Annotated in this window: 20 protein-coding genes; 5 read left to right on the forward strand and 15 right to left on the reverse strand. The window is 69.8% G+C overall.

All coding sequences use genetic code 11. The features are described from left to right. Window positions 1-231: 231 nt before the first annotated feature. Complete coding sequence (locus PGN25_13000) at window positions 232-1,440, reverse strand: GNAT family N-acetyltransferase (protein MEH3118472.1); 1,209 nt, start codon at window positions 1,438-1,440, stop codon at window positions 232-234. A gap of 214 nt (window positions 1,441-1,654) precedes the next feature. Between PGN25_13000 and PGN25_13005 the strand changes: the two genes are divergently transcribed. Then, window positions 1,655-2,707, forward strand: a complete 1,053-nt coding sequence (locus tag PGN25_13005; protein MEH3118473.1) for a polysaccharide deacetylase family protein — start codon at window positions 1,655-1,657, stop codon at window positions 2,705-2,707. A gap of 4 nt (window positions 2,708-2,711) precedes the next feature. Here the strand turns inward: PGN25_13005 and PGN25_13010 are convergent, their stop codons facing one another. Both PGN25_13010 and PGN25_13015 read right to left on the reverse strand, forming a co-directional pair. Then, window positions 2,712-3,140: a hypothetical protein gene (locus PGN25_13010; protein MEH3118474.1), complete on the reverse strand. Its 429-nt coding sequence runs from the start codon at window positions 3,138-3,140 to the stop codon at window positions 2,712-2,714. 244 nt (window positions 3,141-3,384) lie between these two features. Next, the gene (locus tag PGN25_13015) at window positions 3,385-4,377 is read right to left on the reverse strand and encodes a GlxA family transcriptional regulator (GenBank protein MEH3118475.1); all 993 of its coding nucleotides are present in this window, start codon (window positions 4,375-4,377) and stop codon (window positions 3,385-3,387) included. A gap of 107 nt (window positions 4,378-4,484) precedes the next feature. Between PGN25_13015 and PGN25_13020 the strand changes: the two genes are divergently transcribed. From PGN25_13020 to PGN25_13035, 4 genes are all read left to right on the forward strand, one after another. Then, window positions 4,485-5,735, forward strand: a complete 1,251-nt coding sequence (locus PGN25_13020; protein MEH3118476.1) for a sarcosine oxidase subunit beta family protein — start codon at window positions 4,485-4,487, stop codon at window positions 5,733-5,735. A 182-nt stretch (window positions 5,736-5,917) separates the two neighbouring features. Continuing rightward, complete coding sequence (locus PGN25_13025) at window positions 5,918-6,205, forward strand: sarcosine oxidase subunit delta (protein ID MEH3118477.1); 288 nt, start codon at window positions 5,918-5,920, stop codon at window positions 6,203-6,205. Next, window positions 6,202-9,222: a sarcosine oxidase subunit alpha family protein gene (locus PGN25_13030; GenBank protein MEH3118478.1), complete on the forward strand. Its 3,021-nt coding sequence runs from the start codon at window positions 6,202-6,204 to the stop codon at window positions 9,220-9,222. The genes PGN25_13025 and PGN25_13030 overlap by 4 nt, the downstream gene beginning before the upstream one ends. Next, a complete protein-coding gene (locus tag PGN25_13035) occupies window positions 9,215-9,847 on the forward strand; it encodes a sarcosine oxidase subunit gamma (protein MEH3118479.1) in 633 nt (210 codons plus the stop codon). Before PGN25_13030 ends, PGN25_13035 begins: the two co-directional genes overlap by 8 nt. Before the next feature lie 184 nt (window positions 9,848-10,031). Here PGN25_13035 and PGN25_13040 read toward each other — a convergent pair whose 3' ends face one another. The 12 genes from PGN25_13040 to PGN25_13095 form a co-directional block, all read right to left on the reverse strand. Further along, window positions 10,032-11,657, reverse strand: a complete 1,626-nt coding sequence (locus tag PGN25_13040) for a histidine kinase famiy protein (GenBank protein ID MEH3118480.1) — start codon at window positions 11,655-11,657, stop codon at window positions 10,032-10,034. Window positions 11,658-11,863: 206 nt separating this feature from the next. Beyond that, window positions 11,864-13,270, reverse strand: coding sequence for a dihydrolipoyl dehydrogenase (gene lpdA / locus PGN25_13045; protein MEH3118481.1), 1,407 nt, complete (start codon window positions 13,268-13,270; stop codon window positions 11,864-11,866). 7 nt (window positions 13,271-13,277) lie between these two features. Beyond that, the gene (locus tag PGN25_13050) at window positions 13,278-13,604 is read right to left on the reverse strand and encodes a pentapeptide repeat-containing protein (GenBank protein ID MEH3118482.1); all 327 of its coding nucleotides are present in this window, start codon (window positions 13,602-13,604) and stop codon (window positions 13,278-13,280) included. Next, window positions 13,582-13,965 (reverse strand): hypothetical protein, encoded by a 384-nt coding sequence (locus PGN25_13055; GenBank protein ID MEH3118483.1) that lies wholly within the window; start codon window positions 13,963-13,965, stop codon window positions 13,582-13,584. The genes PGN25_13050 and PGN25_13055 overlap by 23 nt, the downstream gene beginning before the upstream one ends. Before the next feature lie 61 nt (window positions 13,966-14,026). Beyond that, the gene (odhB, locus tag PGN25_13060; GenBank protein MEH3118484.1) at window positions 14,027-15,355 is read right to left on the reverse strand and encodes a 2-oxoglutarate dehydrogenase complex dihydrolipoyllysine-residue succinyltransferase; all 1,329 of its coding nucleotides are present in this window, start codon (window positions 15,353-15,355) and stop codon (window positions 14,027-14,029) included. A gap of 82 nt (window positions 15,356-15,437) precedes the next feature. After that, the gene (locus PGN25_13065) at window positions 15,438-18,422 is read right to left on the reverse strand and encodes a 2-oxoglutarate dehydrogenase E1 component (protein ID MEH3118485.1); all 2,985 of its coding nucleotides are present in this window, start codon (window positions 18,420-18,422) and stop codon (window positions 15,438-15,440) included. Window positions 18,423-18,635: 213 nt separating this feature from the next. Continuing rightward, on the reverse strand, window positions 18,636-19,520 hold the full coding sequence (gene sucD, locus PGN25_13070; protein MEH3118486.1) for a succinate--CoA ligase subunit alpha: 885 nt from the start codon (window positions 19,518-19,520) through the stop codon (window positions 18,636-18,638). Between the two features lie 22 nt (window positions 19,521-19,542). Further along, a complete protein-coding gene (locus PGN25_13075; GenBank protein ID MEH3118487.1) occupies window positions 19,543-19,965 on the reverse strand; it encodes a PIN domain-containing protein in 423 nt (140 codons plus the stop codon). After that, window positions 19,955-20,179: a hypothetical protein gene (locus PGN25_13080; GenBank protein ID MEH3118488.1), complete on the reverse strand. Its 225-nt coding sequence runs from the start codon at window positions 20,177-20,179 to the stop codon at window positions 19,955-19,957. Before PGN25_13080 ends, PGN25_13075 begins: the two co-directional genes overlap by 11 nt. Window positions 20,180-20,199: 20 nt before the next feature. Then, on the reverse strand, window positions 20,200-21,396 hold the full coding sequence (sucC, locus tag PGN25_13085; GenBank protein MEH3118489.1) for an ADP-forming succinate--CoA ligase subunit beta: 1,197 nt from the start codon (window positions 21,394-21,396) through the stop codon (window positions 20,200-20,202). 129 nt (window positions 21,397-21,525) lie between these two features. Continuing rightward, entirely contained in the window at window positions 21,526-22,488 is a 963-nt protein-coding gene (gene mdh / locus PGN25_13090) for a malate dehydrogenase (GenBank protein ID MEH3118490.1), read from the reverse strand. 352 nt (window positions 22,489-22,840) lie between these two features. After that, on the reverse strand, window positions 22,841-23,569 hold the full coding sequence (locus PGN25_13095) for a TetR family transcriptional regulator (GenBank protein ID MEH3118491.1): 729 nt from the start codon (window positions 23,567-23,569) through the stop codon (window positions 22,841-22,843). Window positions 23,570-23,742 lie beyond the last annotated feature (173 nt).

Below are 23,742 nucleotides of genomic sequence, written 5' to 3' on the forward strand. Positions count from 1 at the left end.
TGGCCACCCTCCGTCCTCGCGAGCGGCCGCGAAGCGATCCAGGGCGCGACAGGTCCGGAAAGGGCGCGCCCTGGATCGCCACGGCTTCGCCTCGCGATGACGCAGGAGAGGCCGAACTCATCAACCGGATGTCGTATGAGGCGGCAAACCGTATCAGCAGGCCCGCGCGGCGCTCGAGCGGAGACGGTCATCCGCCATCCCGAAGGGATCGACCGGATGGCGGACGATCCTTCAGGCCGTGGCGGCCGGTCGGCCCCGCAACCGCCGCAGGCTCCGGGCCGCCGCCCAGAGCTGCGGCGAGCGCTTGATGCGGTGCTTGAGCCGCACCGCGAGTCCGGAGGCCAGGGCTAAGGCGTGGCTCGCCGGGCTCACCGGCACGACCTGCTCGACGAGTTCGATGGTCTCGTCGCAGGTCTTGGCCTTGTAGCCGGCCTCGCCGACGCCGAGATCGAGGGCGCGCCGCCCCCGCGTGGCCTGCTGGCCGACGAGCCGGTGCAGCAGGATCTCGCCGGTGCTGTAGCGGCCGAGTTCGGGAGCGGTGTCGAAGGACGTCCACATCCCGCAGAAGCGGGCGCCGTCCACCGCGCCGCCGAAGGTCGCCAGGATGCGCCCGCTCTCGTTCGCCACCAGGGCGTGGACCTCGATCGCCGGGGGGCCACCCGGCGCGGTCGCGGCGGCGATGAAGCGGCGAACCGCCTCGTCCGCGTAGGGGTCGGCGATGCCGAGGCCGGCGAAGCGGGCGGCCTTCTGCGCGTAGAAGGCGGCCTGGATTTCGGCCCCCGCCTCGGGCGTGTCGGCGATCCGGTGCTCGATCGGGCCCAGCACCTCCACGAGCTTGCGCTCCTTGGCCCGCAGCTTCTTGCGGGTGTCGCCGCTGAACACCCGGCGCAGGGTGGCCTCGGCGTCGGGGCCGAGCAGCATGCCGTAGGCGTCGCTCGGCGCGGGCAGGCCGCGGTCCGCCAGCGGGTTCGGGGTTCCGTCCCAGACGCGCGGCTGGTTGCGGAAGGCGAAGGCGTCGATGCCGGCCGTGCGTGCCCCCCGCACCAGCGCCTCGGTCAGATCCTCCGGCCGCAGCGCCGCCGCCTCGCGGGAGGCGAAGAGCGGCATGTGGAAGTTGGCGTGCCGGCCGCCGATCACCGCCGCGACCCGCAACGGGCCCCGTCGTCCCACCGTCAGCGGGATCAGGAGGCGGGGGCGCCCGCCCCCGTCCCGCAGCACGAGGATTCGCGTCGCCGCCGCCGACTCGATCCCGGCTCCGAGATAGGCCGCCACCCAATCGAAGCGCTGGTAGGGCGTCATCAGCACCGCCGGATCGGCTTCGAGCGACCGCCAGACCGCTTCGACGGCGGCGAGATCGGAGAACACCTCCGCGACGAGGCCGCCATGGCTCCGCGCCCGCGCGGGCACGGGCCGACCCAGATCCTCGGCGAGAGCCGCCATCCCAACATCCCCCAGCCCGGGCGCCGCCGAAGTCGCGTCCGACCGGGCGCCGTGCGGCAAAAACGATCCTGCCGGCGACCCTCGCCGCCGCATCCTCAAGGTCCGGTTGATGGACACGATCGACCTGCGGGGATGGGTAACGAAAGCTTTTCGCGTCTGCCGCTAGTTTCGCGCCCGCCGGGGGCTGCCCGGCTCTCTCGAACCGTGACGCGCCATGCTCTCGCCCCGCACCCGTCACCGCCTGTTCCGCGCGGGTTTCCGGGCCGTGTCCGCCACCGGCGCCGACCGCTGGCTCGCCCCCGCCGCCCGCGGGCGCGGCCTCGTCCTCACCTTCCACCACGTGCGCCCCGAGCCGGCACCGGCCTTCGCGCCGAACGCCCTGCTGTCGATCACCCCCGATTTCCTCGACCGGACCCTGAGCCTGCTCGCCGCCCGCGGCTTCGAGTGGATCGGGCTCGACCAAGTGCCGGCGCGGCTCGCGGCGCGCGAGGGCGGGCGCCCCTTCGCGGTGCTGACCTTCGACGACGGCTATCGCGACAACGTCGAACACGCCCGCCCCGTGCTGGCCCGGCACGGCGCGCCCTGGACGCTGTTCGTGACGAGCGACTTCGCCGACGGGCGCGGGCGCCTGTGGTGGCTCGAACTGGAGCGGGCGGTCGCCCGGCTCGACACGGTGCGGCTCGGCTCCGGACGCGTCCTGCCGGCGCGCACGCATGCGCAGAAGACCGCCGCCTTCGAGACCGCCTACCGCCTCTTGCGCGCCGGGCCGGAGCCGGTGCTTCTGGACGAGATCGCCCGCCTCGGCCGCGAGGCCGGGTTCGAACCGGGCGGGATCGCCCGGGAGCTCTGCCTGACCTGGGACGGCTTGCGCGACCTCGCCCGCGATCCCGCGGTGACCATCGGCGCGCACACGCTCTCGCACCCGATGCTCGCCAAGCACGACGCCGCCTTCGCCGAGCGGGAGATCGGCCGGAGCCGCGCGCGGATCGAGGCGGAACTGGGGCGCCCGGTGCGCCACCTCTCCTATCCGGTCGGCGACCCGACGTCGGCGGGTGCCCGGGAGTTCGGCATGGCAAGAAGACTCGGCTTCGCGACCGCCGTGACGACCCGGCCGGGCCATCTCTTCGCCGGGCACGCGGACCATTGCCATGCCCTGCCGCGGGTCTCGGTGAACGGCCTGCACCAGACCGATGCCGCGCTGGCGAGCCTGGTCTCCGGCGTGCCGTTCCTGGCCTGGAACCGCGGGCGGCGGCTCAACGTGGACTGAAGGTTCAGCGGCGCCGGCGGCGCGCGCGCGACGAGCCGGATTCCGATTCCCCCGCCCCGGTCTCGGCGCTGCCGATATCGAAGCTGGCGCTGGCCCGGCCGTGGCGGCGGCCATGGCGCCCGCGGCGCCCCTTCCGGCCCACCGGCTCGACATCGGGCTCCTCGACGGAAGGGATACCGGGGATCGTCGCGGTGGAGGCCACGGAAGAGGTGCTGGGCGCGGGATCGCTGCCGCTGACGTAACCGCCGCCGCCGGCGACGTTGCGCGCGGGCGGGCCGAACATGGCGAGGCACTGGTTGTAGGCGAGGTCGTTCTTCAGCCGCTCGCACTCCGCCATCGAGCGCGGCGCCCCTTGCGCGAAAGCCGGCGCGGTCGAGACGAGGAGGCAGGCGGCGAGGACGTGCGGCCGGAACGGAGGCAGGCGACGACACATGGGCGCGGGGCGACCTTCGGAGACGAACCTTGAGCGTAGGACGTCCCGCCTTGTCGCCGGGGAGTGCGGCGAAAAAAGGGGGCTTTTGGCTATCGAACCCCAGGTCGCGTGGCCTCTTGGGGTTCACGCGGAGCGCGAAGGGTGATTCAAAGCTGCCTTTTTGGAGGGCGGCTTTGAGCGTTTTGGATCGCTTCGCCGACGCTCGCGATGGCGGCGGGACAGAAGGGATCGATCGACAAAGGCCTCAAGCCTTCGCCCCCTGCCGCCGCCGCTCCGCGCGCGAGAGTTCGTCGGCGCTGGCAAAGCCGGTGGCGGTGGCGATCTCGGCGCGGCTCAGCGCACTCTCCCGGCCGAGCTGGTGCGCCCGGTCGAGGCGTAAGTGCAGGTAATGCCGGTGGAGGCCTCGCCCGAGGCGATCGCGGAACAGGCGCTCCAACTGCCGCACCGAGACGTGGGCGAGACCGGCCAGGGTCTCGCGCGGGAGCGGCGCTTCGAGGTTCGCTTCCATCGCCGCGAGCACCCGCAGGAGGCGCGGGTCGCGCACGCCGAAGCGTTGGCGCAGATCCATCCGCTGCGGGCTCAATCCTTCGCGGATCTGGTTGTGCAGGAACCAGTCGCCGACGCCCGCGGCGAGCCCGGCGCCGTGGTCGCGGCCGATCAGGTCGAGCATCAGGTCGAGGGCGGCGATGCCGCCGGAGCAGGTGATTCGGTCGCCCTGGATCTCGAACAGGGAGCGGACCACGTCGATGTCGGGGTAGCGTTCCTCGAAGGCCGGGACGTGCTCCCAGTGCAGCGTGCAGCGGCGTCCCGAGAGCAGGCCGGCGCGCGCGAGCAGGTAGGGGCCGCCGGAGATGCCGCCGAGCGTCACCCCGTGCCGGGCGAGCCCGCGCAGCCACGCGAAGAGCGGCGGGTCGTCGAAATCGGCCGGGTTGCCGCCGGCGCAGACGAAGACGCGGTCGGCGGCCGTTTCGCCGGCGCCGACCGCGACGTCGGTGACGATGCCGAGCCCGTTCGAGGCCTGCACCACGCCGCCGCCGGGGGCGGCGTGCCACCAGCGGTACAGTTCGCAGCCCGACAGGGTGTTGGCCGCACGCAGGGGCTCCACCGCCGCGGTGTAGGCCATCAGGGGAAAGTCCGGCACCAGCACGAAGCCGACCGTCAGCGCGGCGGGCTCTTGTCCCCGCGGGGGCTTTCGTCCGGGCCGGATGCGGTCCGAAGATTCGGTCTCGTCTCGCATTTCTGCGCGATTTGCCGGAAACGTGTCGCGAAATGCAAGCCCGCGCCCGGCGATGTCGGCTAACGCTGGGCCGTACAGACATCTTCCGGCGAAGAGCGGATCACCCCATGCGCTATTCCCTGTTCAGTGTCCTGGGGCAGGCCCTGCGCGGCCAGCGGGACTGGACGCCGCAATGGCGCGACGCCGCCCCGCGCGAGGCCTACGACGTGGTCGTCGTCGGCGGCGGCGGGCACGGGCTCGCCACCGCCTACTACCTCGCCAAGGAACACGGGATCACCAGCGTCGCCGTGCTGGAGAAGAGCCATGTCGGCTCCGGCAATGTCGGGCGCAACACCACCATCGTGCGCTCGAACTACGGCCTGCCCGGCAACATCCCGTTCTACGAGCGGTCGATGAAGCTCTGGGAGGGGCTGGAGCAGGACATCAACTACAACGCCATGGTCAGCCAGCGCGGCGTGCTGAACCTGTACCATTCGGACGCCCAGCGCGATTCTTACGCCCGCCGCGGCAACGCGATGCGGCTCGCCGGGATCGACGCCGAACTCTTGGATCGCGAGGGCGTGCGCCGGCTGGTTCCCTTCATCGACTTCGACAACGCGCGCTTCCCCGTGAAGGGCGGCCTCATCCAGCGCCGCGGCGGCACCGTGCGCCACGACGCCGTGGCCTGGGGCTATGCCCGCGCGGCCAGCGACCGCGGCGTCGACATCGTCCAGAACTGCGCCGTCACCGGCATCCGCCGCGAGGGCGGGCGCGTCACCGGGGTCGAGACCAGCCGCGGCTTCATCCGCGCGGGCAAGGTCGCGCTGTCGGTGGCCGGCTCGTCGTCGCTGCTCGCCGGCATGGTGGACATGCGCCTGCCGATCGAGAGCCACGTCCTCCAGGCCTTCGTCAGCGAGGGCGTGAAGCCCCTGATCGACGGCGTGATGACCTTCGGTGCCGGCCACTTCTACGTCAGCCAGTCGGACAAGGGCGGCCTCGTCTTCGGCGGCGACATCGACGGCTACAATTCGTATGCCCAGCGCGGCAGCCTCCACACCATCGAGGACGTGATGGAGGGCGGCATGGCGCTGTGGCCGGGGCTCGGACGCCTGCGGCTGCTGCGCCACTGGGGCGGCATCATGGACATGTCGATGGACGGAAGCCCCATCATCGACCGCACCGAGATCGGCGGTCTCTATCTCAATGCCGGCTGGTGCTACGGCGGCTTCAAGGCGACGCCCGCCGCCGGCTTCTGCTTCGCCCACCTGATCGCCCGCGACGAGCCGCACGCGGACGCCAGCGCCTACCGCCTCGACCGCTTCGCCACGGGCCATCTCATCGACGAGAAGGGCATGGGCGCGCAGCCCAACCTGCATTGAGGGGCTGACTGCAGCCTTCCCTTCACTGCCCTCATCCTGAGGTGCCGGAGCGCAGCGGAGGCCTCGAAGGAGGGCCTCCAGAACACACCGCGATCCCTGGAGCCCTCCTTCGAGGCCGCTTCGCGGCACCTCAGGATGAGGGCGAGGGTGGGTCCGAACGAGACGAAGCAGGACGACACGCCATGCGCATCCGATGCCCCCATTGCGGCGAGCGCGACAACGGGGAGTTCAGCTACCTCGGCGACGCCGCGCCCCGGCGCCCCGACGGGCTCGACGCCTCGGCGCAGGCCATGCACGACTACGTGTATCTGCGCGACAACCCGGCCGGGATCATCCGCGAACTCTGGTATCATGCCGCCGGATGCCGCTCCTGGCTGGTCGTGACCCGCGACACCCGCACCCACGCGATTCAATCGGTCGAGCCGGCGCGCGACGTCGCGCGGGCGCGCCGCTCGGGAGAGGCCGCATGACCACGCTCGCCCTTCAGCGCGCGGAGGCCCCCGTCTCCGCCGACCAGCCCTTCCGCACCGCGACCGGCGGCCTGATCGACCGGCGGCGCCTGCGCGACTTCACCTTCGACGGACGGCGCCTCACCGGCTGCCACGGCGACACGCTCGCTTCGGCCCTGCTCGCCAACGGCGTGCGCCTCGTCGGCCGCTCGTTCAAGTACCACCGGCCCCGCGGCATCCTGTCGGCGGGCTCGGAGGAGCCGAACGCCCTGGTCGAGCTGCGCACGGGCGCCCGGCGCGAGCCCAACACCCGCGCCACCATGGCCGAACTCTACGAGGGGCTGGAGGCGGCGAGCCAGAACCGCTGGCCCTCGCTTCGCGTCGATGCGCTCTCGGTCAACGCCCTGCTCTCGCCGGTCTTCGCCGCGGGCTTCTACTACAAGACCTTCATGTGGCCGGCCGCTTTCTGGGAGAAGCTGTACGAGCCGATGATCCGGCGCGCGGCGGGCCTCGGCCGCGCCGCCGACGCCCCCGACCCCGACACCTACGACCACGCCCACGCCCATTGCGACGTGCTCGTCATCGGCGGCGGCCCGGCCGGCCTGTCGGCGGCGCTCGCCGCCGGCCGCTCCGGCGCCCGGGTGATTTTGGTCGACGAGGACTTTTCGATCGGCGGGCGCCTGCTGGCGGAGCGGCGGGAGATCGGCGGCGAGAGCGGGGCCGAGTGGGCCGCCCGCGCTGTGGCCGAACTGAACAGCCTGCCGGAGGTGCGCATCCTGTCGCGCACCACCCTGTTCGGCGTCTACGATCACGGCGCCTACGGCGCGGTCGAGCGCGTCTCCGACCATCTCGCGGTGCCCGCGGCCCACGCCCCGCGCCAGCGGCTGTGGCGGATCGTGGCGCGGCGCGCGGTGCTCGCGGCCGGCGCCATCGAGCGCCCGCACGTCTTCGGCGGCAACGACCGGCCCGGCGTGATGCTGGCGGGCGCCGTGCGGACCTATCTCAACCGCTACGGCGTGCTGCCGGGGCACCGCTTGGCCGTGTTCACGTCGAGCGACGACGGCTGGCGCACGGCCGCGGACGTGCTGGCCGCGGGCGGCGGCCTCGCGGCGGTGATCGACACCCGTCCTTCCGTCCCGCCGCACTTGCGCCGGATGGCGGAGGCCGCCGGCGCGCGGGTGGTGACGGGCGGATACGTCGCCGGCACCAAGGGCCATCTCGGGCTGAGCGCGATCCAGGTCGTGGACGGCTCTCACGGCACCGAGACGATTCCCTGCGACGGCCTCGCCATGGCCAATGGCTGGAACCCGGTCGTCCACCTCGACTCGCACCTGTCGCGCCGGCCGGTCTGGGACGAGGCGATCCACGCCTTCGTGCCCGGCACCCTCCCCTCCGGCATGCAGGCCGTCGGCGCTGCCGCCGGACGTTTCACCCTGGCGGACTGCCTGGAGACCGGCGCCCGGGCCGGCGCCGAGGCGGCGACCGATTGCGGCTTCGGCGCCACGGCCGAGGCCACTCCGAAAACCGATCCGGAGAGCGACGCGCACGCGCCGCTCTGGCGCGTGCCGAGACCCAAGGGAAAAGCCTTCGTCGACTTCCAGAACGACGTGGCGGCCTCCGACGTCGAACTCGCCCACCGCGAGGGGTTCCGCGCGGTGGAACTGCTCAAGCGCTACACGACGCTCGGCATGGCCACCGACCAGGGCAAGACCTCGAACCTCGCCGGCCTGTCGATCATGGCCGAGCTGACGGGCAAGGACATCCCGAGCGTCGGCACCACGGTGTTCCGCCCGCCCTTCACCCCGGTCGCCATCGGCGCCTTCGCCGGCCACCACCGCGGCAGGGATTTTCGCGCCGCCCGCCACGTCCCCTCCCATGCCTGGGCGGAGGAGAACGGGTGCGTCTTCGTCGAGACCGGCCTGTGGCTGCGCCCCGCCTACTTCCCCAAGGCCGGCGAGGCCGACTGGCTCGACACGGTGGTGCGGGAGGTCGAGACCGTGCGTGCCCGCGTCGGAATCTGCGACGTCACCACGCTCGGCAAGATCGACATCCAGGGCCGCGACGCGCTGGCCTTCATCGAGCGGGTCTGCGCCAACCCCTTCGCGACGCTCCCCGTCGGCAGGGCGCGCTACGCCGTGCTGCTGCGCGAGGACGGGCTCGTCATGGACGACGGCACCGTCGCGCGGATGGCCGAGACGCACTACGTCATGACCGCCTCGACGGCGAACGCCGCGCGGGTGATGCAGCACCTCGAATTCTGCCGGCAATGGCTGTGGCCGGAGCTCGACGTGCAGCTCGCCTCGGTCAGCGAGCAATGGGCGCAGTACGCGATCGCGGGCCCGCGCGCCCGCGACACCCTGCGCCGCATCGTCGATCCCGGCTTCGACATCTCCAACGAAGCCTTCCCGTTCCTCGCCTGCGCCGACGTCACCGTCGGCGGCGGCATCCCGGCGCGGCTGTTCCGCATCTCGTTCTCGGGCGAACTCGCCTACGAACTCGCGGTGCCGGCCGCCTACGGCGACGCCGCGTGGCGGGCGCTGATGCAGGCGGGCCTGCCCTACGGCATCACCGCCTACGGCTCGGAGGCGCTCTCGGTGATGCGCATCGAGAAGGGCCACGCGGCCGGGCCTGAGATCAACGGCCAGACCACCGCCGGCGACCTCGGCCTCGGCGGCATGCTCGCCAGGAAGAAGGACTATGTCGGCCGCCTGATGAAGGAGCGCCCGGCGCTCACCGACCCGGAGCGGCCGATCCTGGCCGGCTTCCGGCCGGTCGATCCGGGCGCGCGGCTGCGGGCGGGGGCGCATTTCCTGCGCCTCGACGCCGCGCCGAGCCTGGAGGCGGACGAGGGCGTGATGACCTCGGTCGCCTACTCGCCGAGCCTGGGGCGCTGGATCGGGATCGGCCTGATCCGGCGCGGCCCCGAGCGCTGCGGCGAGCGGGTGCGGGCCTACGATCCGGTGCGCGACGCCGACATCGAGGTGGAGATCTGTTCGCCGGTCTTCGTGGACCCGAAGGAGGAGAAGCTGCGTGTCTGAGGCGGCAACCACCCAAACGCCCCCGTCCCCCTGGCGGCCCCGCGGCGCCTGGGAGGGCGCGGCGACGATCGGACGGCACGGCGCGCCGGACGGGGCGGCGGGCATCCGCCTGACCCTGCTGGAGGGGCGCGGCCTCGCGACCGTGATCGCGGCGGACGGCCGGGAGGCCGACCTGACGGCGATCGTGGCGGAGCGCCTCGGCCTGTCCCTGCCGGGGGCCGGCGGGGCCGTGTTCGCGGGTGAGACGGGCTTGGTCTGGTCCGCGCCGGGCCAGTGGCTCGCGGTCGCGGAATCGCCCCGTGCCCTGCGGGACCTGCCGGAGGCCCTGCGGGGCGTGGCCGCCGTCACCGACCAGGGCGACGGCCGCGCCCTGGTGCGGGTGTCGGGCCCGAAGGCGCGGGCCATGCTCGCCAAGGGCGTGGCGGTCGATCTGCATCCCCGCGCCTTCGGGCCGGGGCGGGCGGCGGTGACGAGCATCGCCCATATCGGCGTGCAGCTCTGGCAGCGCGACGCCGGCCCGACCTACGACATCGCCGTCGCCCGCAGCTTCGCCGGCAGCTTCTGGCGGTGGCTGGAGCACGCGGCGGCCGAGTTCGGCACCGAGGTCGAGGGGCCCCGGGGCTGATACGGTTGTCCGGTCGATGGCTTCGGCCTGTCCTGCGTCCTTGCGAGGCTCGGCCCAAGCCATCCAGGGCGCGCCCTTTCCGGACCTGTCGCGCCCTGGACCGCTTCGCGGCCGCTCGCGAGGACGGCGTGGGGCCGAAATCCGAAGCGATCGATCGGAAACGGCATGATAGGGCAGGAAAGCCCTATCCGACCCCGGTCGGCCCGTCGATCACCCGGCGCACCCGGCGGGCCAGTTCCATCCGCTTGTAGGGCTTGTTGATGATCTCGAACTCGGTGCCGCCCGCGTCGGTGCGCTCGATCGAGGCCTCGGCGTAGCCGGTGGTGAGCAGCACCTTGATCTTGGGCTGGCGCTCCCGCGCGGCGCGGGCCAGCATCACGCCGTTCATGCCGCCGGGCATGATCAGGTCGGTGAACAGGAGGTCGATGCGCGCCTCGCCGTCGAGAATCTCGATCGCCGCCTTGGGGCCGTCGACCACGGTGACCTTGTAGCCGAAATCCTCCAGGATGGTGCCGGCGGTGGCCGCCACGTCGGGCCGGTCGTCCACGACGAGCACCGTCTCGGTGCCGTGCCGGTCGGCGGCGCGGATCGAGGGCTTCAACTCGTCCTCGACCTTCTGGTCGGAGGCCGGGAACAGGAGCCGCACCGTGGTGCCGTGGCCGACCTCGGAATAGATCTTCACCGAGCCGCCCGACTGCTTGGCGAAGCCGTAGACCATGGCGAGCCCGAGCCCGGTGCCCTTGCCCTCCCCCTTGGTGGTGAAGAACGGCTCCATGACGCGCGACAGGATCTCGGGCGGCATGCCGAGCCCGGTGTCGGTCACCGAGACCACCACGTAGGCGCCGGGCGGCACCGTCTTGTACAGGGCGGTGTCCTCGTCCTCGATCAGCAGGTTCTCGGTGCGCACCGTCACCGTGCCGCCCTCCGGCATCGCGTCGCGGGCGTTGATCAGGACGTTGAGCAGGGCGACCTCGGCCTGGGTCGGGTCGATGCGGGTCGTCCAGAGGTCCGGTGCGAGGACGGACCTCTGGACGATGTCGTCGCCCAGCGTCCGGCCGGCCATCTCGCCCATGCTCTCGACGAGGCCGTTGAGGTTCAGCAGCCGCCCCTCCAGCCGCTGCTTGCGCGAGAAGGCGAGGAGCTGGTGGGTGAGCTTGGCGGCCCGGTCGGTCGCCGCCCGCACCGCCTCGCCGGCCCGGTGCATCCGCGCCACGTCGATCTCGGGATGGTCGAGCAGCGCCAGCATCACCTCGTTGTGGCCCGACACCACCTGGAGCAGGTTGTTGAAATCGTGGGCGATGCCGCCGGTGAGCTGGCCCAGGCTCTCCATCTTCTGGGCCTGATGCAGCGATTCCTCCGCATCGCGGCGGCGCGAGACATCGAGCTGCGAGCCGAAGAAGTAGACGAGGTCGCCCGAGCGGTTGAACACCGGGCTGACGAACAGCGCGTTCCAGAACGAGGAGCCGTCCTTGCGGTAGTTCAGGATCTCGGCGGCGAACTCCCGGTGCTCCCGGATCGCTTCGCGCACCTCCGAGACGGTGTCCCGGTCGGTCTCCGGCCCCTGCAGGAAGCGGCAGTTGTTCCCGATCAGCTCCTCGACCGTGTAGCCGGTCATGCGGATGAAGGCGCGGTTGGCGAAGATGATCGGGTTGTCCGGCTGGTGCGGATCGGTGACGATCATCGGCATGCGCGTCGTTTCGACGGCCGCGAAGAAGATGTCGTGATGCTGGTCGACGACGCCTGAAGCACCACTCCCGGTCACCGGCGTGTTCGGGCCGGGAGCCCTGGGCTTCTCGGGCGAGGAGGGCATCGAAACTCCCAGAGGGTGCGACCCACCGGGCCGGATTGCGCCTGTCAATCCGATGTTACACGAGCCCGTTCCATAAGGAATGAAGGCTTGAACGTTTCGTGAACGACACAAGGTCGCAGAGCGATCGTCCCGCTTGTTTCACGATGGGCCCGCGGCGTGTCGAAGCACGGGCGCGGACCCGGAAGGCCGTGTCCGCGGAGAGGCGATCAGACGTGGATCGCCCGCTTGTCGACGGCGAGCGCGGCTTCCTTGACCGCCTCGGTCAGCGTCGGGTGGGCGTGGCAGGTGCGGGCGATGTCCTCGGCCGAGGCCGCGAACTCCATCGCCACCGCGACCTCGGCGATGAGGTTGCCGGCGTCCGCCCCGACGATGTGCACGCCGAGCACGCGATCCGTCTGCGCGTCCGCCAGGATCTTCACGAAGCCGTCGGTGGTGCCGTTGGCCTTGGCCCGGCCGTTCGCCGTGAAGGGGAACTTGCCGACGTTGTAGGCGGTGCCGTCCTTCTTCAATTCCTCCTCGGACTTGCCGACGGAGGCGACCTCGGGGAAGGTGTAGACCACGTTCGGGATCACGCCGTAATTCACGTGGCCCGACTGGCCGGCCAGGATCTCGGCGACCGCGACGCCCTCGTCCTCGGCCTTGTGGGCCAGCATCGGCCCGGCGATCACGTCGCCGATGGCGTAGATGCCCGTGACGTTGGTGGCGTAGTGCTCGTCGGTCTCGATGCGGCCCTTGTCGTCGGTCGCGATGCCCACCGTCTCCAGCCCGAGCCCCTCCGTGTAGGGCACGCGGCCGATGGCGACGAGCACCACGTCGGCTTCGAGCTTCTCGGGCTCGCCGCCCTGCGCCGGCTCGACGGTCACCGTCGCGCCCTTCTTCCCCGCCTCGACGCCGGTCACCTTGGTCGAGAGCTTGAAGACCATGCCCTGCTTGGCGAGGATGCGCTGGAACTGCTTGGCCGTTTCGCCGTCCATGCCCGGCAGCACCCGGTCGAGATACTCGATCACCGTCACCTCGGCGCCGAGCCGGCGCCAAACCGAGCCGAGTTCGAGCCCGATCACGCCCGCACCGATCACCGCGAGCCGCTTCGGCACCTGGGCCAGTTCGAGGGCGCCGGTGGAGGAGACCACCGTCTTCTCGTCGATCGCGACGCCGGGCAGCCGGGTCACGTCGGAGCCGGTGGCGACGACGATGTTCTTGGTCTCCAGCATCTGGTTGCCGCCGTCGTCCGAGATCACCTCGACGCGGCCGGCCCCGGCGATGCGGCCGCGGCCGTGATAGGCATCGACCTTGTTCTTCTTGAGCAGGAATTCGACGCCCTTGGTGTTGCCGTCGACGCCGCCCTGCTTGAAGCCCTGCATCGTCTTCAGGTCGAGCTTCGGCGTGCCGACATCGATGCCGAGGTCCGAAAAATGCTTGCTGGCCTCCTCGAAGGCTTCGGAAGCGTGCAGCAGCGCCTTCGAGGGGATGCAGCCGACGTTGAGGCAGGTGCCGCCGTGGGTCGCCCGCTTCTCGACCACCGCGGTCTTCAGCCCGAGCTGGGCCGCCCGGATGGCGCAGACATAGCCCCCGGGGCCGGTGCCGATGACGACGAGATCGTAGGTGTTCGACATTCGCGATTCAGCCCAGAGATTCTTGAGAATGCCGCATATCGTTTCTCAGTTTCGAGCGGTCGATATAGGCGGGTAGAAGGGTGTGTTCGTCGATCACGGCGCTCGAAAGCTGCTCGTCCGTCAGATTGGTTGCGCCCGTGAGGTCAGCACCGCGTAAGACGGTTCCCGAGAGGCGGGCGCCCGCGAAATCCGCGTTGCGGAACGAGGCGCCGCTCGCATCCGCCTGCGAGAGGTCGGCTCCACGCAGGTCGGTCCCGCTGAAGTTCGTCCGGCGGATGAAGGCTCCCCGAACGTTCAGGACCGACCGAACGTCATCCGTTTGACGAGGCTTCATCGGCGGAGATCCTCATGCGGAGCGTGTCGATGATGGCGCGGATCTCGATCGGCGGATCGACATCGTCATAGGGGATGTTGCGCTCCCGCAGATGGGCCTGCAACAGCTCGAACACCGGATTGGCGAGATCGGGAAAGTCACGCCCGACCTCACGCAGAACATAGATGGCGGCGAGCCGCACTTCGAGGCGTTCGTCTCCGAGCTGTCCGGCGGCACGATTGAACAACTCTGTGACATGAGCCCGCCGCGCAAGCTCGGCTTGAGCCGCCGCCGTTCCGGCTTGTCGGCGCTCCGGAACCAGCTTCCACCATGCCAGGAGCACACCGCCGAAGGCCGCGATTCCGAGAGCAAGATTTCTCAAGATCTCGGAAATGAGAACCCATATCTGCACAGGTCGGGACCGTCCTTCGAGGAGTGCAGCCTCACAGGTCGAGCACGAGGCGGGCCGGATCCTCCAGCGCCTCCTTGACGCGGACGAGGAAGGTCACGGCCTCCTTCCCGTCGACGATGCGGTGATCGTAGGAGAGCGCCAGATACATCATCGGCCGCGCCTCGATTTTTCCGCCACGCACGACAGGGCGTTCTTCGATGCGGTGCATGCCCAAGATGCCCGATTGCGGGGCGTTGAGGATCGGGGTCGACATCAGCGAGCCGTAGATGCCGCCGTTGGTGATGGTGAAGGTGCCGCCCTGCATCTCGTCGATGGAGAGCTTGCCCTCGCGCGCCTTCTTGCCGAAGCCCGCGATCTTCTTCTCGATGCCGGCGATCGACAGGTCGTCGGCGTCGCGCACCACCGGCACGACGAGGCCCTTGTCGGTGCCCACCGCGATACCGACGTGATAGTAGTTCTTGTAGACGAGGTCCTGCCCGTCGATCTCGGCGTTGACCGCGGGAACGTCCTTGAGCGCGCCGATCACCGCCTTGGTGAAGAAGCCCATGAAGCCGAGCTTCGTGCCGTGCTTCTTCTCGAAGATGTCCTTGTACTGCGCGCGCAGCGCCATCACCGCGCCCATGTCCACGTCGTTGAACGTGGTCAGCATCGCCGCCGTGTCCTGGGCGCTCTTGAGGCGCCGGGCGATGGTCTGGCGCAGCTTGGTCATCCGCACGCGCTCCTCGCGCGCGGCGTCGTCCGGGGCGGACGGCGCGCGGGGCGGCGCCGGAGCCTTGGCCTCCTGCTTGTCGCCGCCCCTGTCGCCACCCTTGGCGATGGCGGCGAGCATGTCGCCCTTGGTCACGCGGCCGTCCTTGCCGCTGCCGTTGAGGCTCGCCGGATCGACGCCGGATTCGCGGGCGAGCCTGGCCACCGCCGGGCCGCTCTCGTCGGCACCGCGTCCGCCCGCGGGCGGGGCGTCGCCGTGGCTGCCGTAGGAGGCGGAGGACTCCTTCGCCGGGGCGTCCTGCCTGGCCGGCTTGCCCTCGCCCTTCTCCTCGCGGGACTGCGCCTTGGTCTCGGCGGCCTCGGCGCTCTTCGGCGCGGGCTTCGACTTCGACTCCGACTTGGCCTCACCCTTGCCGCCCTCGACGATCGAGCCCAGCACCGCGCCGGGCTCCACCGTCTCGCCGTCCTTGACGAGGATCTCGCCGAGCTGGCCGGCGGCCGGGGCGTTCACTTCGAGCGTGACCTTGTCGGTCTCGAGTTCCACCAGGGGCTCGTCGGCGGCCACCGTGTCGCCGGGCTTCTTGAACCAGCGGCCGATCGTGGCTTCGCTCACGGATTCGCCGAGCGTCGGGACGAGGATGTCGGTGGCCATGGTCTTTGTCTTCACCGCGGTTTCGGGGCGCGCAGGACGCGCGGGCACCCGGTTGGTGGATCGTTCGCGTAAGGGCCGGCGTTCAGACCGCCAGCGCCTCGTTGAGGAAGGCCTGGAGCTGGGCGAGGTGCTTCGACATCTGGCCGACCGCGGTCGAGGCCGAGGCCGGACGGCCGACGTAGCGGGCGCGCTTCGAGGCGGAGCCGGCCTGGCCCAGCACCCAGTCGAGGTAGGGCTCGACGAAGGACCAGGCACCCATGTTCTTGGGCTCTTCCTGGCACCACACCACCTCCGCGTTGCGGAAGCGGGTCATCTCGTTGGCCAGCGCCTTGAGCGGGAACGGGTAGAGCTGCTCGACGCGCATCAGGTAGACGTCGTTGACGCCGCGCTTCTCCCGCTCCTCGTAGAGGTCGTAGTAGACCTTGCCCGAGCACAGCACGACGCGGCGGATCTTGTCGTCGCGCACGAGCTTCACGCCGTTCTCGTCGTGCTCGGCGTCGTCCCACAGGATGCGGTGGAAGGTCGAGCCTTCCGCGATGTCCTCGATCTTCGAGACCGCCCGCTTGTGGCGCAGCAGCGATTTCGGCGTCATCAGGATCAGCGGCTTGCGGAAGTCGCGCTTCAACTGCCGGCGCAGGATGTGGAAGTAGTTCGAGGGCGTCGAGCAGTTGGCGACCTGCATGTTGTCCTCGGCGCACATCTGGAGATAGCGCTCCAGACGGGCCGAGGAGTGCTCCGGTCCCTGGCCCTCGTAGCCGTGCGGCAGCAGCATCACGAGGCCGGACATGCGCAGCCACTTGCGCTCGCCCGATGAGATGAACTGGTCGATGACGACCTGCGCGCCGTTGGCGAAGTCGCCGAACTGCGCCTCCCACAGCACCAGGGAATTGGGCTCGGCGAGCGAGTAGCCGTACTCGAAGCCGAGCACCGCCTCCTCGGAGAGCATCGAGTTGATGACCTCCAGGCTCGCCTGCCCCTCGCGCACCGAGTTCAGGGGCGTGTAGCGCTGCTCGTTCTCCTGATCGATCACCACGGCGTGGCGTTGCGAGAAGGTGCCGCGCTCGACGTCCTGGCCCGAGAGCCGGACCCGGTGGCCCTCGATCAGCAGCGAGCCGAAGGCGAGCGCCTCGGCCGTCGCCCAGTCGATGCCGACGCCGGTCTCGACCGCCTTGGCGCGGTTGTCGAAGAAGCGCTGGATCGTGCGGTGCAGGTGGAAGCCCGGCGGCGGCGTGGTGATCCGGGTGGCGAGGTCGCGCAGGGTCTCGACCGGCACGCCGGTGCGCCCGCGGCGGGGATCGTCCACGTCCTCGCGCACCGCCTTGAAGCCGGACCAGCGCCCGTCGAGCCAATCGGCCTTGTTCGGCTTGTAGCCGCCCGCGACGTCGAGTTCGCTCTCCAGCATCGAGCGGAACTCGGCCTTGCGCGCGTCGAGCTGCTCCTGGGTCACGTCGCCCCGCGCGACGAGCTTCTTGCCGTAGGTCTCCAGCGCGGTCGGATGCTTGCGGATGCGCTGGTACATCTTCGGCTGGGTGAAGGCCGGCTCGTCGCCCTCGTTGTGGCCGAAGCGGCGGTAGCACAGCATGTCGATCACGACCGGCTTGCCGAACTTCTGGCGGTACTCGGTCGCCACCTTGGCCGCGAAGGTCACGGCTTCGGGGTCGTCGCCGTTGCAGTGGAAGATCGGGGCTTCCACCATCTTCGCCACGTCGGACGGATAGGGCGAAGACCGCGAAAAACGCGGGTCGGTGGTGAAGCCGATCTGGTTGTTGATGATGAAGTGGATCGAGCCGCCGGTGCGGTGACCCTTCAGGCCGGACAGGCCGAGGCACTCGGCCACCACGCCCTGGCCGGCGAAGGCCGCATCGCCGTGGATCAGGAGCGGCAGCACCTTGCGGCGCTCGACGTTGGGCTTGGCCTTCTGGTCCTGCTTGGCCCGCACCTTCCCCAGCACCACCGGATCGACGATTTCGAGGTGGGACGGGTTGGCGGTGAGCGAGAGGTGGACGGTGTTGTCGTCGAAGGCGCGGTCGCTCGATGCGCCGAGATGGTACTTCACGTCGCCCGAACCCTCGACCTCCGCGGGTGAGGACGAGCCGCCCTTGAACTCGTGGAACACCGCCCGGAAGGGCTTGGCCATCACGTTGGTGAGCACGTTCAGCCGGCCGCGATGGGCCATGCCGAGCACGATCTCCTCGACGCCGAGCGCGCCGCCGCGCTTGATGATCTGTTCGAGCGCCGGGACCATCGCCTCGCCGCCGTCGAGGCCGAAGCGCTTGGTGCCGGTATACTTGAGGTCGAGGAACTTCTCGAAGCCCTCGGCCTCGATCAGCTTGTTCAGGATCGCCCGACGCCCTTCCGGGGTGAAGGAGATTTCCTTGTCCTTGCCCTCGATGCGCTCCTGGATCCACGCCTTCTCCTCGGGGTCGGAGATGTGCATGAACTCGACGCCGAGCGTCTGGCAGTAGGTGCGCTCCAGGATGCCGACGATCTCCCGGATCGTCGAGAATTCCATGCCGAGCACGTTGTCGAGGAAGATCTTGCGGTCCCAGTCGCTCTCCTGGAAGCCGTAATGCTGCGGGTGCAGCTCCTCGTGGTCGCCGCGGGGCGCGAGCCCGATCGGGTCGAGCTTGGCGTGGAGATGGCCGCGCATGCGGTAGGCGCGGATCACCATGATCGCGCGCACGGAATCCTTGGTGGCCTGCTCGACCGACACGCCGGTGGCCGCGACGATGGCCGCGCCCTTGGCCGAGTCGCCGGGCTTTCCGGCCCGGGCCTGGATCTTCTCGCCGAGCGCCTTTTCCAGCGCCCCCCAGTTGCCGTCGAGCGCCGAGACGATCTCGCCGTTGAGTGGAACCGGCCAGTTCGGCTTCTGCCAGGAGGCGCCCTCGGCGTTCTTCTTCACCAGGGCATCGTCCTCGCCCAGTTCCTTGAAGAAGGCCCGCCACTCGGGATCGACCGAGTTCGGATCGCGGGCATGGGCCGCCTGCAGCTCCTCGATCCAGGCGGCGTTCGCGCCGTAGAGGAAGGAGGTTCGAAGAAGCGCTTCGTTCGCGTCCTGGCGTGCCATCGCTGCCTGTCCTACCGCTCGGGCGGCGCCGTACCAGCGGGCCGCCGCGTCGTGTCCGATCCGGCGCGTCGATCCGAGCGGGGCCTCAAAGCCCCCCGTCGCGCCTCCGGATCCGGCCGGGGCACGAGCGCGTCCCGGCATGTTCTCCCATATGGGTCGCCCGAGCTTGCGTGCGGTGCAACACAGCCGCGCGGAACCCGGTTACAGACCGCATCAACCTTTCAGCACGTCCACGAGGGTGGAGCCGAGCCGGGCCGGCGACGGCGAGACGCGGATGCCCGCGGCCTCCATCGCCGCGATCTTGTCCTCGGCGCCGCCCTTGCCGCCGGAGATGATGGCGCCGGCATGCCCCATGCGGCGGCCCGGAGGCGCCGTACGGCCGGCGATGAAGCCGACCATCGGCTTCTTGCGTCCGCGCTTGGCCTCGTCGGCCAGGAACTGCGCCGCCTCTTCCTCGGCCGAGCCGCCGATCTCGCCGATCATCACGATCGACTCGGTCTTGGGGTCGGCCAGGAACAGTTCGAGCATGTCGATGAATTCGGTGCCCTTGACCGGATCGCCGCCGATGCCGACGGCGGTGGTCTGGCCCAGGCCCTCGACGGTGGTCTGGAACACCGCCTCGTAGGTCAGGGTGCCGGAGCGCGAGACGATGCCGACCGAGCCCGGCTTGAAGATGTTGGCCGGCATGATGCCGATCTTGGAGGCGCCCGCGGTGACGACGCCGGGGCAGTTCGGCCCGATCAGGCGCGACTTCGAGCCCTCCAGCGCGCGCTTGACCCGCACCATGTCGAGCACCGGAATGCCTTCCGTGATGCAGACGATCAGCGGGATTTCGGCGGAAATCGCCTCGCAGATCGCGTCCGCCGCGCCCGGCGGCGGGACGTAGACGACGGACGCGTCGGCGCCGGTCGCCTCCCGCGCCTCGGCCACGGTGTCGAACACCGGCAGGCCGAGATGGGTCGAGCCGCCCTTACCCGGCGAGGTGCCGCCGACCATCTTGGTGCCGTAGGCGATGGCCTGCTCGGAATGGAAGGTGCCGTTCTTGCCGGTGAAGCCCTGGCAGATGACCTTGGTGTTCTGGTCGATGAGGATGGACATTCGGGCTCCTGCGGCCGTTTTTCTATGAATGGCTTCGGAAAGGGTTCACGACGCGAACCGAGCCGTAGGCCTGATCGTCGTTGAGGTCTTCACTATAGAGAACGGCGGCCCCGAGCCGTTCGGCTGCGGCGACGATGGCGCCGTCCCAATAGGAGATCTGATGCCTTTGGGCCCGCAAAGCGCCTTCCCGCACGAGCCGCGGATCGATAGGAACGCAGGGAAGATCGTCGAACGCATCGATGACTTCGATCGCGCGCTCGATCGAAAGGGGCTGCTTGATCTTGCGCGTGACGGTGACGAAGAATTCCTGGAGCACTTGACCCGACGTTCCGAACTGTCGGCGCGCGATGAGTTCGCGAGCACGCGCTTTCTTGTCGGCCTCGGAAGGGGCACCCGAGACCGCGTAGACCAACACGTTCGTATCGAGGAAGCAGTCAACGGTCATGGAGATCGTCCCGCTTCCACGTGACCGGCCCGATCTCGCCCCGCGATGCATCGATGAGATCGAGAAGGCGTCCCCGCGCCTTGTCGGTTTGACGCCGAACGATGCTCTCGATCGCTTCGACCGCCAGGTCGTGAACCGACGCGCGCCGCTCGTCGGCGAGCGTCTGCAGTTGCGCCATGACATGGCTTTCGAGCGTGATCGTGAGCGTGGTCACCGCAAACCTCCCCGGTCGCTTCAGCCCTTCTTCACTGCCGCGACGATCTTCTGCGCGGCGTCGTCGAGATCGTCCGCGGGGATCACGTTGAGGCCGGAGGTGCGGATGATCTCCTTGCCCTCCTCGACGTTGGTGCCTTCGAGGCGCACGACGAGCGGCACTTCGAGGCCGACCGCCTTCACCGCCGCGAGCACGCCGCGGGCGATGACGTCGCACTTCATGATCCCGCCGAAGATGTTGACGAGGATGCCCTTCACCTGCGGGTCGGCGGTGATGATCTTGAACGCCGCCGTGACCTTCTCCTCGGACGCACCGCCGCCCACATCCAAGAAATTCGCCGGCTCCTCGCCGTAGAGCTTGATGATGTCGAGCGTCGCCATGGCCAGCCCCGCGCCGTTGACCATGCAGCCGATGGTGCCGTCGAGGGCGATGTAGGCGAGGTCGTATTTCGACGCCTCGATCTCCTTGGCGTCCTCCTCGGTCTCGTCGCGCAGCGCCACGATCTCGGGGTGGCGGTAGAGGGCGTTCGAGTCGAAGGAGATCTTGGCGTCGAGGCACTTGAGATGACCGTCGCCGGTGAGCACCAGCGGGTTGATCTCCAGCATGCTCATGTCCTTGGCCGTGAAGGCCGCGTAGAGCTTCTCCGTCAGCGCGCCCGCTTCCTTGGCCTGGGGCCCGGAGAGGCCGAGTGCCTTGGCGACCGCGCGGCCGTGGTGGGGCATGATGCCGGTGGCCGGATCGACCGAGAAGGTGACGATCTTGTCCGGCGTGTCGTGGGCGACCTGCTCGATGTCCATGCCGCCCTCGGTCGAGACCACGAAGGCGACCTGCCCCGTCTCGCGATCGACCAGCATCGACAGGTAGAACTCGGAGGCGATCGCCGCGCCTTCCTCGATGTAGAGGCGGTTGACCTGCTTGCCGGCCTCGCCGGTCTGCACCGTCACCAGCGTCGCCCCGAGCATCTCGCGGGCGAACCGCACCACCTCGTCCTTCGACTTGGTGACGCGCACGCCGCCCTTGGCGCCTTCCGGCGCACCCTTGAAGGTGCCCTTGCCGCGCCCGCCCGCATGGATCTGCGACTTCACCACCCAGACCGGGCCGCCGAGCTCGTCGGCCGCGGCGGCGGCCTCCTCCGGCTTGAAGATCGCCACGCCGCGGGAGACCGGCAGGCCGAATTCCTTCAGGACGGCCTTTGCCTGGTATTCGTGGATGTTCATCGAAACCTCATCGGACGAGCGAATGACGAATAGCGAATGGCGAGTGGAGGGCGTCGCGGATGGGGCGCTCGCGGTGCATCACGCGCGGGCCGCCCCATTCGCCATTCGCCACTCCCTATCCGCCTCTGATCAGGCCAGCTTGTCGTTGATGCCCTGGCAGGCCGCGATCAGGCCCTTCACCGAGTTGACCGACTTCTCGAACATCGCCTTCTCGGCCTCGCCGAAGGTCACTTCGAGGACGCGCTCGACGCCGTTCTCGCCGATCACCACCGGCACGCCGACATAGAGGCCGTCGATGCCGTACTCGCCCGAGAGATGGGCGGCGCAGGGCAGCACCCGCTTCTTGTCGCGCAGATAGCTCTCGGCCATGGCGATGGCGGAGGCCGCGGGCGCGTAGAAGGCCGAGCCGGTCTTGAGCAGGTTGACGATCTCGCCGCCGCCCTTGCGGGTCCGCTCGACCATGGCGTCGAGCTTCTCCTGGGTGGTCCAGCCGAGCTTGACCAGATCGGTCAGCGGCACGCCGGCCACCGTCGAGTAGCGGGTCAGCGGCACCATGTCGTCGCCGTGGCCGCCGAGCACGAAGGCGGTCACGTCCTCGACCGAGACGCCGAACTCTTCGGCGAGGAAGTGGCGGAAGCGGGCGGAGTCGAGCACGCCGGCCATGCCGACGACCTTGTTGGTGGGCAGCCCCGAGAACTTCTGCAGCGCCCACACCATCGCGTCGAGCGGGTTGGTGATGCAGATCACGAAGGCGTCGGGGGCGTGCTCCTTGATGCCGGCGCCGACCGCCTCCATCACCTTCAGGTTGATGCCGATCAGGTCGTCGCGGCTCATGCCGGGCTTGCGCGGCACGCCCGCCGTGACGATCACCACGTCGGCTCCGGCGATCGCCGAGTAGTCGCTGGCGCCGGAATACTTGGCGTCGAAGCCGTCGACGGGGGCGGACTCGGCGATGTCGAGCGCCTTGCCCTGCGGCACGCCGTCGACGATGTCGAACAGCACCACGTCACCGAGTTCCTTCAGGCCCGCGAGGTGGGCGAGCGTGCCGCCGATCTGCCCGGCTCCGATGAGCGCGATCTTGCTGCGTGCCATGGATGGTCTAGCCTCCGGTCGGAATGCGCGACGGCTCGGGAAATCGTGTCGGCGGTCGCGCGGATGGTGCGATGCGGCCGAACCTTCGCCGATCCGTTCTGATGGGGGCGGTGTTTGGCGGAAAAGCCGGAGGGCTTCAACCCGACGAAGGGCTATGCAAGCCAGGGGCAGGCCAAGCGAGTGACCACGCGCGCCGGATGGGATGTCGAAAAAAGACGAATAAAGTCAATAAACTAGGTTTGGTTGTGCTGTCGGAGCACAGCCGGCAAGGGGTCGGTGACAGGGCCTTTGATCTGTCATCGAGGGGTATGGCGACCGCCCTGCAGCGCAGCACCCGAGCGGGTGTCCGTCCTCAGAACGTTCCTGTGCGCAGGGCGCGCTGAATCGATTGAATCACCGCGCCGAGCCGGACGTCGAGCAGGTCGCGGGGCACGTCCGCGTCGTGCTGGATCGCCACCGGATGGGTGAAGCGGTAGCTCGCATCGAAGATCACGGCGATGGCCCGTTCCCGATCGCGGGCGGCGAAGACGCCGGTGCCGATGCCTTCCTCCACCACGCGCTCGACCAGGGTGCGCAGGCGGACGCGATGGCGCCGGGCGATCGGGCGGGAGGCGACCGTGGCGTCGAGATGCACCGCGAACAGGTTCGGCTCGCGGATCAGCATCTCGCTCTGCGCCGTGGCGAGCGCGCTGATGAAGCGCTCGATCTTGTCGTCGGCGGGGTCGGGCGCGTCGGCGATGCCGGCCAGCTCGGTCTCCAGGTCGCGCAGCCAGCGTCCGGCGACCGCGTCGAGCAGGGCGTCCTTGGAGGGGAAGTAGCGGTAGACGTTGGCATGGGTCATGCCTGCCTCCGCCGCGACCGCCACCACCGTCACCCGCTTGGGGCCGAGCCGGGTCAGGTGTTCCGTGGCGATGGCGAGCAGCCGCGCATCCGTCGAGACCGGCGTCGACCGGGCGCGGGCGGCCGGGCCGCTGAGGCGCGACGTTCGTGCGCCCCCGCGCGGATCGGAGCCTGGGTCGCTCGCCTCCCTTTCGCTGTCGGTGAAGGTTACGGGTAAGGAGACGGATCCGAACGGCAGCATGGTTTTCCCGGCACGGAGATACAAGCGTGGGGGCACTCGGCCGGGCGAGCCCGGTCGAGAGCGGTGCCGTCCCACGCGCTCGCGTACGAGCCTCCCCGTCCGGGCGAAACTTTGCAACCCCTGTCGGCCCCGTATTCGCTGCCGATTCTCTCCGAAATGCACGCAGGGCGGGT

Source organism: Methylorubrum populi, from assembly GCA_036946625.1.
Taxonomy (GTDB): domain Bacteria; phylum Pseudomonadota; class Alphaproteobacteria; order Rhizobiales; family Beijerinckiaceae; genus Methylobacterium; species Methylobacterium populi_C.

What these genes read in the sequence shown, in the direction of transcription:
- PGN25_13025 (MEH3118477.1), top strand. Translation starts at nt 5,918, where the DNA reads ATGCGCATCCGATGCCCCCATTGCGGCGAGCGCGACAACGGGGAGTTC.
- PGN25_13065 (MEH3118485.1), bottom strand. Translation starts at nt 18,422, where the DNA reads ATGGCACGCCAGGACGCGAACGAAGCGCTTCTTCGAACCTCCTTCCTC.
- PGN25_13075 (MEH3118487.1), bottom strand. Translation starts at nt 19,965, where the DNA reads ATGACCGTTGACTGCTTCCTCGATACGAACGTGTTGGTCTACGCGGTC.
- lpdA (MEH3118481.1), bottom strand. Translation starts at nt 13,270, where the DNA reads ATGTCGAACACCTACGATCTCGTCGTCATCGGCACCGGCCCCGGGGGC.
- PGN25_13010 (MEH3118474.1), bottom strand. Translation starts at nt 3,140, where the DNA reads ATGTGTCGTCGCCTGCCTCCGTTCCGGCCGCACGTCCTCGCCGCCTGC.
- sucC (MEH3118489.1), bottom strand. Translation starts at nt 21,396, where the DNA reads ATGAACATCCACGAATACCAGGCAAAGGCCGTCCTGAAGGAATTCGGC.
- PGN25_13020 (MEH3118476.1), top strand. Translation starts at nt 4,485, where the DNA reads ATGCGCTATTCCCTGTTCAGTGTCCTGGGGCAGGCCCTGCGCGGCCAG.
- PGN25_13040 (MEH3118480.1), bottom strand. Translation starts at nt 11,657, where the DNA reads ATGCCCTCCTCGCCCGAGAAGCCCAGGGCTCCCGGCCCGAACACGCCG.
- PGN25_13000 (MEH3118472.1), bottom strand. Translation starts at nt 1,440, where the DNA reads ATGGCGGCTCTCGCCGAGGATCTGGGTCGGCCCGTGCCCGCGCGGGCG.
- PGN25_13015 (MEH3118475.1), bottom strand. Translation starts at nt 4,377, where the DNA reads ATGCGAGACGAGACCGAATCTTCGGACCGCATCCGGCCCGGACGAAAG.
- sucD (MEH3118486.1), bottom strand. Translation starts at nt 19,520, where the DNA reads ATGTCCATCCTCATCGACCAGAACACCAAGGTCATCTGCCAGGGCTTC.
- PGN25_13095 (MEH3118491.1), bottom strand. Translation starts at nt 23,569, where the DNA reads ATGCTGCCGTTCGGATCCGTCTCCTTACCCGTAACCTTCACCGACAGC.
- PGN25_13050 (MEH3118482.1), bottom strand. Translation starts at nt 13,604, where the DNA reads ATGAAGCCTCGTCAAACGGATGACGTTCGGTCGGTCCTGAACGTTCGG.
- odhB (MEH3118484.1), bottom strand. Translation starts at nt 15,355, where the DNA reads ATGGCCACCGACATCCTCGTCCCGACGCTCGGCGAATCCGTGAGCGAA.
- mdh (MEH3118490.1), bottom strand. Translation starts at nt 22,488, where the DNA reads ATGGCACGCAGCAAGATCGCGCTCATCGGAGCCGGGCAGATCGGCGGC.
- PGN25_13030 (MEH3118478.1), top strand. Translation starts at nt 6,202, where the DNA reads ATGACCACGCTCGCCCTTCAGCGCGCGGAGGCCCCCGTCTCCGCCGAC.
- PGN25_13005 (MEH3118473.1), top strand. Translation starts at nt 1,655, where the DNA reads ATGCTCTCGCCCCGCACCCGTCACCGCCTGTTCCGCGCGGGTTTCCGG.